General features: G+C 69.4%; 12 protein-coding genes and 5 pseudogenes. 10 read left to right on the top strand and 7 right to left on the bottom strand.

Going from position 1 to position 13,331, the window contains the following annotated elements; translation table 11 throughout:
* The first annotated feature begins 23 nt into the window (after window positions 1-23).
* From HDA41_RS13700 to HDA41_RS13690, 3 genes are read left to right on the top strand one after another with little or no spacing between them, the layout of a single operon-like run.
* Window positions 24-632, top strand: coding sequence for an SIS domain-containing protein (locus HDA41_RS13700; RefSeq protein ID WP_184983835.1), 609 nt, complete (start codon window positions 24-26; stop codon window positions 630-632).
* Window positions 629-1,606: an NAD-dependent epimerase/dehydratase family protein gene (locus HDA41_RS13695; protein WP_184983832.1), complete on the top strand. Its 978-nt coding sequence runs from the start codon at window positions 629-631 to the stop codon at window positions 1,604-1,606. Before HDA41_RS13700 ends, HDA41_RS13695 begins: the two co-directional genes overlap by 4 nt.
* A complete protein-coding gene (locus HDA41_RS13690) occupies window positions 1,603-2,913 on the top strand; it encodes a nucleotide sugar dehydrogenase (RefSeq protein WP_184983830.1) in 1,311 nt (436 codons plus the stop codon). The genes HDA41_RS13695 and HDA41_RS13690 overlap by 4 nt, the downstream gene beginning before the upstream one ends.
* A gap of 15 nt (window positions 2,914-2,928) precedes the next feature.
* On the opposite strand, the gene HDA41_RS13685 is transcribed toward HDA41_RS13690, so the two are convergent.
* A complete protein-coding gene (locus tag HDA41_RS13685; protein ID WP_184983828.1) occupies window positions 2,929-3,486 on the bottom strand; it encodes an HAD-IIIA family hydrolase in 558 nt (185 codons plus the stop codon).
* Window positions 3,487-3,514: 28 nt separating this feature from the next.
* On the opposite strand from HDA41_RS13685, the gene HDA41_RS13680 reads away from it, so the two are divergent.
* The 3 genes from HDA41_RS13680 (at window position 3,515) to HDA41_RS13670 (ending at window position 7,160) form a co-directional block, all read left to right on the top strand.
* Window positions 3,515-4,828, top strand: coding sequence for a wax ester/triacylglycerol synthase domain-containing protein (locus HDA41_RS13680; RefSeq protein ID WP_184983826.1), 1,314 nt, complete (start codon window positions 3,515-3,517; stop codon window positions 4,826-4,828).
* 110 nt (window positions 4,829-4,938) lie between these two features.
* Window positions 4,939-5,709: a class I SAM-dependent methyltransferase gene (locus tag HDA41_RS13675; RefSeq protein ID WP_184983824.1), complete on the top strand. Its 771-nt coding sequence runs from the start codon at window positions 4,939-4,941 to the stop codon at window positions 5,707-5,709.
* Window positions 5,706-7,160 (top strand): TldD/PmbA family protein, encoded by a 1,455-nt coding sequence (locus HDA41_RS13670; RefSeq protein ID WP_184983822.1) that lies wholly within the window; start codon window positions 5,706-5,708, stop codon window positions 7,158-7,160. The genes HDA41_RS13675 and HDA41_RS13670 overlap by 4 nt, the downstream gene beginning before the upstream one ends.
* A gap of 525 nt (window positions 7,161-7,685) precedes the next feature.
* Here the strand turns inward: HDA41_RS13670 and erm are convergent.
* Window positions 7,686-8,711, bottom strand: coding sequence for a 23S ribosomal RNA methyltransferase Erm (gene erm / locus HDA41_RS13665; RefSeq protein ID WP_184983820.1), 1,026 nt, complete (start codon window positions 8,709-8,711; stop codon window positions 7,686-7,688).
* A 321-nt stretch (window positions 8,712-9,032) separates the two neighbouring features.
* On the opposite strand from erm, the pseudogene HDA41_RS13660 reads away from it, so the two are divergent.
* From HDA41_RS13660 to HDA41_RS13655, 3 pseudogenes are all read left to right on the top strand, one after another.
* Window positions 9,033-9,272 (top strand): annotated as a pseudogene (locus HDA41_RS13660) (ISAzo13 family transposase); the annotation flags it as partial.
* Window positions 9,269-9,655, top strand: a pseudogene (locus HDA41_RS41205) (site-specific integrase); the annotation flags it as partial. The pseudogenes HDA41_RS13660 and HDA41_RS41205, both read left to right, overlap by 4 nt.
* A gap of 199 nt (window positions 9,656-9,854) precedes the next feature.
* Window positions 9,855-10,046, top strand: a pseudogene (locus HDA41_RS13655) (ATP-binding protein); the annotation flags it as partial.
* Window positions 10,047-10,180: 134 nt separating this feature from the next.
* Here HDA41_RS13655 and HDA41_RS13650 read toward each other — a convergent pair.
* The 3 genes from HDA41_RS13650 to HDA41_RS13640 all read right to left on the bottom strand — a co-directional run bounded on the left by HDA41_RS13650 (window position 10,181) and on the right by HDA41_RS13640 (window position 11,846).
* Window positions 10,181-10,531 (bottom strand): hypothetical protein, encoded by a 351-nt coding sequence (locus HDA41_RS13650; RefSeq protein WP_184983818.1) that lies wholly within the window; start codon window positions 10,529-10,531, stop codon window positions 10,181-10,183.
* 202 nt (window positions 10,532-10,733) lie between these two features.
* Window positions 10,734-10,994: a hypothetical protein gene (locus HDA41_RS13645; protein WP_184994171.1), complete on the bottom strand. Its 261-nt coding sequence runs from the start codon at window positions 10,992-10,994 to the stop codon at window positions 10,734-10,736.
* Window positions 10,995-11,426: 432 nt separating this feature from the next.
* Window positions 11,427-11,846: a DUF6578 domain-containing protein gene (locus tag HDA41_RS13640; RefSeq protein ID WP_184983815.1), complete on the bottom strand. Its 420-nt coding sequence runs from the start codon at window positions 11,844-11,846 to the stop codon at window positions 11,427-11,429.
* Between the two features lie 389 nt (window positions 11,847-12,235).
* On the opposite strand from HDA41_RS13640, the pseudogene HDA41_RS13635 reads away from it, so the two are divergent.
* Window positions 12,236-12,448 (top strand): annotated as a pseudogene (locus HDA41_RS13635) (HAD family hydrolase); the annotation flags it as partial.
* Between the two features lie 2 nt (window positions 12,449-12,450).
* Here the strand turns inward: HDA41_RS13635 and HDA41_RS13630 are convergent.
* Together HDA41_RS13630 and HDA41_RS13625 are read right to left on the bottom strand one after the other, a co-directional pair.
* Window positions 12,451-12,726 (bottom strand): annotated as a pseudogene (locus tag HDA41_RS13630) (HAD family hydrolase); the annotation flags it as partial.
* A 63-nt stretch (window positions 12,727-12,789) separates the two neighbouring features.
* Entirely contained in the window at window positions 12,790-13,245 is a 456-nt protein-coding gene (locus HDA41_RS13625; protein WP_184983814.1) for an ASCH domain-containing protein, read from the bottom strand.
* Window positions 13,246-13,331: the final 86 nt, after the last annotated feature.

Raw genomic sequence — 13,331 nt, 5'->3', positions numbered from 1 at the left:
GCACCGACCAAGGAGCATCAACAGTGAATTCCGTCAAGAACCTGCTCGTCGACGCGATCGAGCACACCACGGCGTTAGACAGCGGGGACATCGAGAGCGCCGCGCGGCTCATCTTCCGTACCTGGCAGCAGGGCGGCACCGTCATATCCTGCGGCAACGGCGGCTCGGCGTCGACCGCTTCGCACTTCGCCGCCGACCTGGCCAAGCTGACCATCGTCCCCGGCTGTCCGCGGCTGCGCACCCTGTGCCTGAACGACAACGCTTCCGCGTTCTCCGCCTGGACCAACGACGAGGGCTTCGACACGGTCTACACCGAGCAGGCCGAGCCGTGGCTGGACGACAAGGCGACCCTCATCTCCTTCTCCGTGCACGGCGGTTCGCGCGCCACCGACGCTTCGGCGGTCTCCTCCAACCTCGGCAAGGTCGCCGAGCTCGCCAAGAGCCGCGGCAGCTCGGTCATTGCGGTCACCGGCTTCGACGGCGGAGCGGCCGGCGACGTCGCCGACGCGCACATCAACGTGCCGCACTTCACCGAGCCGGTGGCCACTCCCCTCATCGAGTCCCTGCACGTCCTCATCCACCACGCGCTGTGCGTCGGTGTGCGCCAGCTCATCCAGGAGGACGCCAAGTGACGCGCTACTTCGTGACCGGCGGAGCGGGCTTCATCGGCAGTCACTTCGTCGAGCGGCTGTTGTCGGACGCACACACCACCTCCGTCATCGCCTACGACGACCTCAGCAACAGCACCACCGAGTGGATCGAGCCGCTGCTGAAGGACCCGCGGCTCACCTTCGTCGAGGCCGACATCCTCGACACCCCCGAACTCACCGCCGCGATGTCCGAGGCCGGGATGACGGACCGCGACGTCGTGGTGCACCTGGCCTCCAGCGTGGACATGCGCAAGGGCCTGAGCGACTCGTCCTTCGACCTGCGCCAGTGCGCCAACGGCACGCTCTCCGTGCTCGAGGCGATGCGCGAGGTCGGCCCGCGCAAGGTGCTCTTCTCCTCCAGCTCCACCGTCTACGGCGAGCCCACCGTGCTGCCCACGCCCGAGCACGCCGGCCCGTACGCGCCGATCTCGCTGTACGGCGCGGGCAAGCTGTCCGCCGAGGCGCTGCTGAGCGCCTTCTGCCACCTGTACGGCTTCACCGCACACGCCTTCCGCTTCGGCAACGTCGTGGGCGGTCGGATGAACCACGGCGTGATCTACGACTTCATCGTCAAACTCACCGAGGACAGCTCCCGGCTGCACATCCTCGGCGACGGGAAGCAGCGCAAGAACTACTTCCTGGTCGAGGAGTGCGTCGAGGGCATCCTGACCACCAGCGAGAAGCTCGGCGAGGGCTTCCACGTGCTCAACCTCGGCAACCCGGGCACCGTCACGGTCGACGAGATCGCGTCCGTCATCATCGACGAAATGGGCCTGCAGGACGTGCAGATCACCTACGAGGGCGGCTCGCGCGGATGGCCGGGTGACGTCCCCGTGGTCGAGTACGACCTGAGCAAGCTCGGCGGCCTCGGCTGGACCGCCGAGCACGGCTGCGCCGCGGCCGTCCGCGAGTGCGCCCGTCGGCTGCTGGCCGAGCGCGGCTGGACACAGCCGTGACCTCGGACGACCAGGGCGGCGCCGCGGCCCTGCCGGCGGAGATCTCGGTGTGCGGACTGTGGCACCTGGGCACCACCGTCGCCGCGGGACTGCTGAGCCGTGGCCACCAGGTCGTGGGCTACGACCCGGACGACGGGCTGCGCCGGGGCGCCGGCCGCGCACAGGCACCCACCGGCGAGCCCGGCGTCGGTGACGCACTCGCCGCGGGGCTGCGCGAGCAGCGGCTGCGGATCACCGGAGACATAGCGGACTGGGCCCGCTCGACGCTGTGTCTGCTGACGTACGACAGTGCGGTAGACGCCGAGGGCGGGGTGGCCGATGACCGGTTGGACGCCGCCGTCGCCGCGTTCGCCGAGTACGGCCCGCGCGGGGCCGTACTGGTGGTGCTCAGCCAGGTGCCCGCCGGCACCCACACCAGGTGGCGCGGCGGCCTGCTCGCCGGGCGGCCCGACCTCCGGATCGTCCACGTGCCGGAGAACCTCCGGCTGGGCGAGGCGCTGGCGGACTTCCTCGAGCCACCGCGCCTGGTGATCGGAGCCGAGGACGACACCGCGGCCCGGCTGGCCGCGGCGCTGTTCCCCGCCGTCGAGTCGGCCAACGTCTCCCTGACCGAGGCCGAATTGGTCAAGCACGCCACCAACGCCTACCTCGGGCTGTGCGTCGCCTTCGCCAACGAGCTCGCCTGGATCGGTTTCCGGCTGGGAGCCGACCCCACCGTGGTGGCCAGACTGCTCAAAACCGACCCGCGGATCTCACCCCGGGCTCCGCTGCTGCCCGGCGCTGCCTTCTCCGGCAGCACCCTGCAGCGGGACCTGGTCGCCCTGCGCCGCCTGGGCACCGAGCACGGCCGGGCGGAGCTGTTCGACTCGGTGCTCAGTGCGAACCAACGGCACGCGTACTTCGCTGTCGACCTGTTGCGCGCCCACTACGGAGGTCTGGCCGGACGGCGGGTCGCCGTCGCCGGACTGACGTACAAGCCGACGACGAGGACCCTGCGGGACTCGCTGCCTCTGCGCCTCGTGCACCAGCTCCTCGCCGAGGGCGCGGTGGTGTCCGCGTACGACCCCCTGGCCGAAGAGCTGCCCGGCGATCTGGCCGTCGAGCGTGCCGGATCGCTGGCCGCGTGTGTCAAGGGCGCCGACGCCCTGCTGATCGGCTCTGCGCTGCCGGAACTGGCCGACACGGACTGGTCCCGCCTCGCCCCCGCCGAACGCCTGGTGGCCGACGGGTGCGTGGCGCTCTCCCCCGAAGTGCTGCGCGCCGCGGGCTGGCAGTACCTCGGTATGCGTCAGGTCTCCGGAAGCTGACCACCGCCGTGGACGTCAGCCGGATTCCGCGCGGAGCCGCCCGCCCAGGACGAGGTCCACGGCCGCGGCCGTCGAGGTCACCCTGTCGTAGGGAGGCTGCGGGGCCTGCTCGCGGTAACCGCGGTCTATCCACACCGCACCACAGCCCGCCCTGTGCGCGGCGCCGATGTCCCGCCAGCGGTCCCCCACGACCGTGCAGCGCGCGAGGTCGGCGCCGAGGCTCCGCGCAGCCTCGACCAGCAATGCGGGGCCGGGCTTGCGGCACTCGCACCCCGAGTCATCGTCGTGAAAGCAGGTGAAGAAACAACTCTCGGACAAGCCCAGACCAGCAGCGACCGCCCTGTTGATGCGGTGCACCGTCTCCTCGGTCATCAGCCCTCGCGGCACATCCGGCTGATTGGTCACCACGGCGACCCCCCACCCCGCCTCGGTCAGGCGGCGCACCACGTCCTGCGCGTCCTCGTCGAGCCGTAACTCCCGCAGGGAGCGGGGCGGGTACGGCCGTCCGTCCCGTACCAGGGCCTGCACAAGGACACCGTCCCGGTCGAAGAGAACCGCAGCCCGTCCGCTCATGATTCCTCCAGTGTCAGGTAGTTCAGACGTGCATCTTGATCCAACCACCCATTCCGGCGGTCTGACGGCAGCGGATCTGGCCTTGTCCGCCCAGGACTACGACTTCCTGCTGATCGAGCGCCCGGACTTCCCCGGTGTGATCGGCGTGGTCCACACCTACCGGGGACAGGCCGACGCGTCCGCGGTCCGCAAGACGCTCTCCCGGCTCGCCCCGTATCTGGGCCGACTGGGGGCGGTGCTCCGCAGGGCGCCCCAGGACGCGGCGGAGCCGTATTTCGAGCCGGTGCCGTTCGACGCCGGCGCCCATGTGGATGAGTGGACCACGGACGAGGAGTGGCCCGATGCCGTCCTCGCGGAGATCACCCGGCGGCAGTTGCCGACCGACCGGCCGCTGATGCGGGTGCACGTCATCCAGGGCCCCCAGCGCTGGTGGCTGGTGTTCAGCTTCCACCACGTCACCATCGACGGCGCCACGATGGGGCGGTTGCTGATGACCGACCCGGGCCGCGATCCGGCCCCGGCGGAGCCGACCGCCCTGACTGCGGACACGGCCCTGCGCGTACGACGCGACGCGATCGGCACCGCCCCGCCGCCCGCCCGCACGGACGACTCCGCCGCGGCGGACGATGGATTCCCCGCGATCCTGCCCGCGCACTGGAAGCACCGGTCCCTGGCCACGGCCACCCTCGGCGCTCAGTGGCGGCGGTTGCGCGAGGAGACCGGCAGTACCAAGGGCGCCTTGGCGGCCTGGCTGTCCGGCGCGGCGATCGCCGGTGCGGTGACCACCGCCCGCGGCCGCTGCACCACTCTCGGCCTGAACATCACCGTCGATCTGCGCCGTGCTGCCCCGCCCCCCGTGGGGGGCAACTGGACCAGCACGATCCTGTGCCCCTGGGCCCCTGGGATGGAACCGGGCGAGAACCTGGCGGTCATCGGTGCCCGGCTGAGCGGCACGGACCGCTCCGCGCTCGTCGACCAGGCCCTGGCCTACGAGCACGAGTGCCGGGACGTGCCGTACGCCGCCCGCAGAGAGGCGGCCGCGAGCTGGGGTGAGAACAGCTTCATCGTTTCCCCGGACGGACAGCGGGCGGACTGGCACGCGATGGTGACGGTCCTTCCGCGGCTGCCCGCCTGGCACGAACCGGACGACTGCACGGGCCATTTCGTCCTGCCCGGCGCCTGGCTCGGCGCACCGTGGTCGCTGACCTGGGCGGTCGGCGAGGACAGCGCCTCGGTGTGCGCCCTGTCCAGTTCGGCCGAGGAACCGGCACAGGCGCTCATCGAGGCCCTGCTCCGGGCGGCGGACACGACACCGGTCCTGCCCCGCGACGACCACCGATGACCGACACGAGAGCCATGGCAAGGGCGCCTGTTCCCCCGCATCCCTCCCGCATCCCGCCCGCCGCACCCCGCGGCGGTCGACGACGAGACGCACGAGACGAGAAGGCACAGATGAGGAACTACGACGAGACAACGTACGGCGACCAGATCGCGGACGTCTACGACGAGTGGCCGGGGGACGCCGGCCCGCCGCCGGACGGCAGGGAGGCCGCCCTGTTCGTCGCCGCCCTGGCGGCCGCCCGCCCGGTGCTCGAACTCGGCGTGGGCACGGGCCGGGTGGCCTTTCCGCTGGCCGACCTCGGCGTGGAGGTGCACGGTGTGGAGTCCTCCGAGCCCATGCTGGACAAGCTGCGGGAGAAGGCCGCGGCGCACCCGAACGGCAACCTTGTCGTGCCCGTGCTGGGCAACTTTGCCAAGCTCGACCTGGGCGAGCAGCGTTACTCCGTCGTCTTCGCGGCGTTCAACACCCTTTTCTGCCTGCTGGGCCAGGACGAGCAGATCGACTGCATGCGCCAGGCCCGGGAACTGCTGGAGCCGGGCGGCACGTTCGTCGTGCAGTGTCTGAACCCGGCGGGCCAGCGGCTGGCGACCGGTAACACCTTCGGTACGGTCGAGCTGGAAGACACGGCCGTCCACCTGGAGGCGAGCAAGCATGACCCGCTGGCCCAGACGCTCAGCGCCCATCACATCGTGCTCAGCGAAGGCGGCGGCATTCGTCTCTTCCCGTACCGCCTGCGCTACGCCTACCCGGCGGAGCTGGACCTCATGGCGAACGTGGCCGGGCTCGAACTGGTCGAGCGCCACGCGGACTTCGAGCGCAGGCGCTTCGACGCGTCCAGCCGGTACCACGTCTCGGTGTACCGAGCGGCAGCGTCGGCATGAAGGGGGCGGAGCCCCTCGCCGGTGCCGCCTTCAGCACGGCGGCGCGGCTCGGTGCGGACCGTACGGTAGTCCAGCTGGTTCGTACGACGGTCGAGGACACGGTGGTGGGAGCGGACTCCGCGCCGGGGCACGCGCGGTCTGACCGGTTCGAGATCGCCGTACGAGTCCACCGGGACGGGGCCGTGGGCGTCGCCGACGGACCTTTGCTGGACCGGCACAGCGTCCTCGACCTGACCGAACGCGCAGCGGAACTGGCCCGCGCCTCGGGCGCGGGCCGCTCGGTTCGCCCGGCGCAGCGACCCGCGCCCGGAAATCCCCAGGAGCGCGTCTACCGTAGCCCGGTGGCCATAGACCCCTTTTCGCTGTCCCCGGGGGAACGGGCCGAGCCGCTGCGCGAGGCCCGCGCCCGGGCCCTCGCGGTCGCGGGCTGCACCCACGCCGTTGTCAGGGCCAGCGCCTACCGCCGCGAGAGCATGCTGCTGTCGAGCGACGGAGACCGGCACCACCTGGAGTCCACCCAGACGGGAGGCTGGTTGACCGCGGCGGCCGACGGCCCCTCCGGCCCGGCCACCCGTAGCTACCCAGACCGTACCGGCCGCCACGACATGGGCGGCTGGGAGCATGTCCATGGGTTGGACCTGCCCGGAGGCGCCGAGCGCGCGGCGCGCGAGGCGGTACTGCTGTCCCGGGCGAAACCGTGCCCTTCCGGCACCGGTCCCGCGGTGATCGACTCCAGCCAGCTCACCCTTCAGATCCACGAATCCATCGGCCATCCGCTGGAGCTGGATCGGATCCTGGGCTGGGAACTGGACTACGCCGGTGGATCGTTCGTCGGCCTCACGGACGTGGGGCACCTCGCCTATGCGTCGGACCAGGTGACCGTTGTCGCGGATCCCGTCTCCGGACGCGGTGTCGGCAGCATGCCGTGGGACGACGAGGGCACCCCGACGGCCGTGACGCCCCTGATCGACCGGGGTCTGCTGGTCGGGCTGCTGAGCAGTACCACCAGCACGGCCGCGGCCGGGTTGCCGTCCGCACCGGGCAGCGCGCGTACCGAGGGAGCAGGCCTGCCTCTGGTGCGCATGACCAACATCAATCTCCAACCGGGGTCGGGGTCCCTGGGTGACCTCCTCTCCGACATGGGTGACGGACTCCTCATCAGCGGCAACCAGTCCTTCTCCATCGACGACGACCGGGACCGCTTCCACTTCTCGTGCGAACTCGCCTGGCGGGTACGCGGCGGGCGGCTGGTCGAGCCCTTGCGGGCGCCCCGCTACCACGGCCGGACACTGGACTTCTGGCGCTCGTGCCAGCGCGTCGCGGGTGCCGAGGAGTGGGCGATGCACAGCGTGACCTTCTGTATGAAGGGCAACCCCATCCAGACCGCGCGCGTCGGGCACGGAGCCGCCCCGGCCCTTTTCTCCGAGGTGTCGTACGGCTCTTGGGAGTAACGAGGCTGTGAGCGAGGCCAGGACGTGACGTCATGGGCGGCCGCACGGTTCCTCGCGTGCACGACGAAGGAGTCCCGCCCGTGCGCCATGCCCCACCCTGTCCTCACGGGCATCACGCTTGTGAATCTCGGCGGTTCAATGGCGGAGTTGGCCGCTACGTGGGCACCACGTTGGGAGGCTGCGCTGCACGATCGGCAGGCCAGAAGGCGTAAGCAGCAGTCGGCGCGGACTTACCGGCCCGTCACCGCTGCCCCGTCTCGTCTGCAGGCTCCGCGCGAGAGGAACATGTGTACCCGAGAAACGTAAGTTCGTGTGCCCGTACGAGAGTCTCCGGTCTCCGTCATCTCGGTACGCCGCCGGTCTTCGTCATCCGTGCGGCCGGCCACATGTCGAACACGCAGGGCATGAACAGGTTTGCCAGCACGGGCGCAAGGTGCCGTCGGAGAGTTGAAGCGGATGTCGAGGCCGATCATCAATCCCTCCGCCGGCACCGTTCCCGGCGGCGGCTCCCCCAACCAGCTGGTATCACCTTCTGCGCTGGTGCCTTGGCCCACCCCCAGGGGGTGGCATGCCTCTACGGCCTCCCTGGCGACGACCGGCTGAAGGCCGACCGCCTGCCCCAGTGCGCGGCCGACCGGGTTGATGTGTGGCGAACAGCGCCGACCAGTCCTCGGCATCAAGGTCCTTCACCCGGGTTTCGGGGAATACCTCAGCACGCCGGAGCCAGTCCGCAGGCTTCCGCACGTTCACCCGTTGGGCAGCCTCGCCGACCGTCAGTTGACCAGTGTTGAACACCGCAGAGACCAGTTCCTGATAGGCGACTCGCTCCCGCCAGGGCAGGAGCGGATCCCTTCGCGGGTCCACGAAGAGCGTCGCGGTGTCGGTCTTGGGAACTGGACGGAAGCAGTGGCGTGGAAACTCATGCCCCATGTGGAAGGTGAACCAGGGGCTCCACTGCGCGTTGAAGAGGTTTCCGCCCCATGCTCCGGCGCGCTTGCGGGCGAACTCCAACTGCACCAGGAAGACGCCTTCCAGGAAGCGGTCAGGGCCGTAGCCAAGGCACGTGCGCAGGATTTCGGTGCTGGCCCCGAAGGGCAGGTTTCCCACCATCCGGAAGCACTCGGTCTCCGGCCCCCAGGACAGAAAGTCCTCGTTCACCATGGTCACGTGGGACGGCAGCTCCTCAGCGAGAAGGCGCGCCCACTGGTCGTCGATCTCCACCACGGTCAGCGGCTCGCCGCTCTTCGCTAACTCCTTGGTGATCATCCCCGAGCCCGGGCCGATCTCCACTGTCGGCAGCCCCTCGACAGCGCCGATCTGAGCCGTGAAACGGCGAACCGCCGCCTTGGACTTGAAAAAATTCTGCCCCCAGACACGCCGCCGCTCATCCGCAGTGACCGGCGCTGCCGGGCCACCTCCAGTACGGCCGCGCTCCGCACTCGCGCCCCTGGTACGAAATCCGGGCCCGCGCTGGGCCTCCGACCTGCCATAGCCAGTCGACTTCTTGCCCTGCTCCGGGCCTTTCCGGTGTGTCGGTCCCCACTCCGTCATTCGTCCAGCCTAAGGCATGCCTACTCACGGGTCAGCAGCCCAACTTCGCGAGGACACAACGGAGGTGAGTTACTGTTAGTCTCGATTTTTCGTGATGGGCCACCGACGGAGTCGGGGGCCCATTTCGTCGTCGGTGGCCGAGGGCGGGCGGGCCGAGGGCCCGGGGTCGTCTCCGGTGGACGCCGGGTTCCGCTGCTCCGGGTCTGGATGTTCTTCTCGTAGCGACAGGCGAATCCGCTCGTCAGCCGGGGTTCGGCAGGAGCTCGAGCCGTTCGAGGGTGCCTGTTGCCGCATGTGGGCGAGCGGCAGCGGCGGCTGGTGATGGCCGCGGAGGCGCGTGCTCTGGGTCATGGCGGCGTTCGGGCCGTCGCGCGGGCGGCTGAGGTCAGCGAGAGCACGGTCCGCAAAGGTGTGTGCGAGCTGGAGGCCGGTGAGGCGCCGCTGGGGCGGGTGCGATGTCCGGGTGAAGGCCGTAAGAGGGTCGCGGATCTGGATCCGGGGCTGCGGCCGGCGCTGTTGACGCTGGTGGAGCCGGATGTGCGGGGTGATCACCTTGCCCCTGGCTGACCCCGGCCGGCCCCAAGGTCACATACAGGCTCCTCTTCACGAGCGGCATCGGCGCAGCCACCTGGAGCCAGGCGTTCAACGACCAGGCGTGGAAACCCGCGCTCGCATCCGCCGGCATCATCCCGACCCCCAAGAAAGGCCAGCGCTACGCCGCCGCCCGCGAGCACGGCATGCACGCCCTGCGGCACTTGTACGCCTCGGTCCTCCTGGACGCCGGAGAGAGCATCAAGGCCCTGAGCCTCTACCTCGGCCACAGCGACCCCGGCTTCATCCTCCGCGTCTACACGCACCTCATGCCGTCCAGCGAGCCCCGCACCCGGAAAGCCATCTCCGCGATGTACCGGGCAGCCGGGCACGCTCATGACGGCCCGGAGACGCCCGACGGCCCAAGCCGCCTGAGACGGCCCCTAATCGGCAGGAAAACCGCTGGTGAGAGGCCTTTTCATGCCTGCTCGCGGTAAGTAACACCCCAACTTGCCGTACCGCCACCCCTGGGTGGAAACGCGTCTGGCGCAGGGGCTCTGACCTGGGTTTCGTGGTTGGCGGCTGAGGCTCGCCTGTCACTGTCGGTCGCCGCAAGGCCGGTCCTTGATCATCACCAGCAACCGGGCACCCAGCGACTGGTGTCTGCTCTCCCCCAACCCCGTCGTCGCCGAGTCGCTCCTGGACCGCCTGATCAACGCCAGCCACCAAGTCATCATGAACGGTCCCAGCTACCGCCCCAACAAGCGACCGAAGGGACCCACCGACAAGCCGTCGGCCACCTGACGCCCCGCCCAGTTGTCCGCGTTCCCTCCTACGGCACAAGCTCCCTCCTCCGCACCGGGTTGACGTGCTAGCAGGAGGGGCGGCGGCCGAGGGCTACCTCTTGGGTGGGCACGGCTGACCAGGCCAGTCCGGGTTTACAGCCACCGCTTGGCTGCTTCGACACTGTCGCCACCGCTGGTGTTGAACGCGATCGCAGCCTTCCGCGCATGCCGTCGGACCAGGTTCACGACCTGCTCGAAGAGCGGCAGAAGAGGTTCCGGTTTGCGGATTCCGCCACCGATGACGACGACGTCCCAATCACGCTCGGACAGTGCCGCGATCATCACGGACTCTGCCGACTCGTCCAGCGCAATCAGCGTCATGGATGCATCGATGGCATGGTCACCGAAACGTGACAGTTCCTGGTCGAGAGCCGCGCGAATCACGTCCCCGTCCATGCCAGGCACTGCGTTCGGATCGCCTCCAAGAATGAGAACGGAGGGCATGTCCGGGAAGACGATCAGCTGCCTTCGCTGGTTCCCGAGGCGCAACACTGCCGTCTGAACACCGAAGCCGCTGCGAGGGCGGACGGCCTGGGGAATTACGTGAAGTTAGCCCTGGGGAATTACGTGATCGTCCAGACGCTGGGTGACTGACCGCTGTTCCCCTTGGTTCCCCGCACTGTCTGGCACGGCTCTGGCACGCTGCCTACCGCGGCCCCGGCGGCTTGGGGACATCCTTGTCCATCAGCGCGTTGATGAACTCGACCGCGAACCGGTGTGATTCGGGGGACACGTCCGTGGGCTCGCCGGCGTACCGGCGGAAGGTCTCCAGTTCTCGCTCGGCCTCGTTCAACCAGCGGGCCAGGGGGTGAAGCTCCCCTGCGCTGAGCCTGATGGCGGCCTGATGAACCCGCGTCTCATCTGGCCCGGCGTAGGTCTCCAGAGCCATGACGGCCAGCTGCACCACGTCCGGCGCGAAGACAGCCCAGCAGGACGTCAGTCAGTGCCCGGGGCACGACCACCGGAACCCGAGTATCAGCATCAATGTCAGTGCCGGCCTTTAGGGTCCCAAGCGTGCGGTCGGCTTCCGGGGGCTCCAGCTCTGAAGGGAATGGTTGCATCCCCGGCCTGTCTGGGGGCGGACCGGAGAATCGTCCGGGACCTAACCGACGGCCGGGCTTCGTCGATGGCCAGCGGATGACCTGCCAGAGCCGACCGCGCACCATCCCCTCTCGCGTGGGCATCACCTGGTTCGTAGCTCTGGCCGGGTCGGTCAGCGACGGTCATACCGGCCGTCCCGATGCCCCGGAGGGACGCCACCGGACGGGGTCGATTGCCGGGGCTGCGGTACGGAGCTGCTGTACAGCGACCGGGCAGGAAGCCTGTCCCGCCGGCTCCTTCATCGACTGCGAGCAGCCACACCCTCCGGCCCGCCTGTGGCACGCCAGGCCGTCACCAGATAGCCCGCGAAGCCAACGTCCGGCCTGGCCTTCGCCCACCCGTCCGCCTCCTTGACCGGAACCAGCACGGTCGTGCCCGGAACGGGGTGGTTCACCTTGTCCGTAGCGCCCGGGGGTACCCCGTAACGGCAGTGCACCTCGGTGATCGACACCACCTCCAGCGAGATGGGTGCGTGCCCTTCCCCCTGGCCGTGATGCTCCTCGCGGAAGTCGATCTCATCCGCACGTTCGCTGCCAACGACGTCGGCGTAATCCTCCGGATCGACCTCCAGCAGCGTCCAGGAGACGACATCCCCTGGTGCGAAGCTCTGTCCGCAGCACTGGATCTGCCAGTCATCGACCCAAATCGTCAACGTCATGGCGCCATTGTCCGCCGAGCGGCCTGAGCTCATCAGGGGCCTCTCGCATGGTCTACGACACCCGCTTCAGGAGTTCGGTCACCGTGTCGCGCGGCGGGCCGAAACGCGGCTCGGTAGTCGTTCGTCCATCCGGCGCGGACGCTTCTGTGCGCGCCCCTCGGAAGAACCAGTCCGTGGTAGTACCCCTCTGCCAACCATCGGGGAAGCTCCTCGGCTTCCTCGTCAAACGGGGCTGTCCAGGGCGACTCCGACGCCGTGATCACATCAGCCGCAACGTGATCATCCCGCTCCGGCTGCCCCTCCGGCTGGGCGAAGACGAGGATGTCGGGGACCGCTTCGCGCAGGCTCGCGAAGTGTCGGTGCACTCCGGCCACCGCAGCTGTGGTGTTCACCGGGTGCGCGGGCGCTTTACTCGAACCGGTCTGCCGATCCCGCGCATCATCGTGGACGCGGCCGCAGTGGAGGAAGGCGAACCCTCGCCCGCGCCCTACCTGCCGGCCGCCGAGCAGCTCGGCGCCCGGCCCGAGGACTGCCTGGTCATCGAGGACGCCCCGTCCGGAGTCGAAGCAGGGCTGCGGGCCGGCATGACGGTGTGGGGCGTCACCGCGTAGACACCGGAGCGGACGTCCTCGTCCTCCAGTTCGCGCAGCGCCGCCAGGCACTCCCTTGGGTCCTGGTCCGGAGCCACCTACGTGAAGGTCTCCACCGGCCGCGTCCGCAGCGCCACCCGGTAGACCTCTGCCGCGTCCAGTCCGTATCGCCCCGCCCAAGTTGCCCAGACCCGGCGCTGGTTGTCCAAGGCGTCGAGCAACGTGCCGTCGACATCGAAGAGGACGCACTTTCTGGGCTTGGGCTGCACAAGCGTGGGAGCTCCAGTCATCTGCGAAACGGAGGACTCCCACCAGCTCCGGGCGCGGCTGCGCAGCCTCCACCAGGCGCATGGTCAATCGGCGAGGCGAAGATCGGTGATGAGGCGGAAGCGCTCCAGAACCGCCGGCGTCGTGTCGTCCACGGTGAAGTCGGGGTCGTCCAAGGCCTCACGCATCTCCTTGCTGTGCCAGAACCGCTCGTGACCTTCCCGCCACGCGGCCAGGCTGGTGTACCCCTCTCCCTCGTCCACAACGTGGTCAAGATCCACGTGCGCCAGCGGGAGGACGCGCACGCTGGTCACCTCGATGATCGCGACCGGATGATCGTCCGAGTCGACGACGACCGAACGCGTCCCGACGTCCGGCAAGGGCTCTCCCTGATGCTCGTAGGCGACGACGAGCCCTGTTGTGGAGGTCTTGGAACCGTCGAGGATCGCTGCCACGAGCTTGTCGCGCAGTGAGCCGGGAAAGGCGAACTCTGCCCTGGACATCGACGCGATGTCTGCGGATGAGGGGGAGTCGGGTGTCATGCGGTCACCGTAACGACTCGCCCGTCACTTCGTCCCAGCCCCACTCGTGACGGCAGTCGGTCGGCACGGGGGAGGTGTGCGGGTCA

Origin of the sequence: Streptomyces caelestis (assembly GCF_014205255.1) — a bacterium.
Taxonomy (GTDB): Bacteria; Actinomycetota; Actinomycetes; order Streptomycetales; family Streptomycetaceae; genus Streptomyces; species Streptomyces caelestis.
This window is presented reverse-complemented; position numbering and strand designations above follow the sequence as displayed.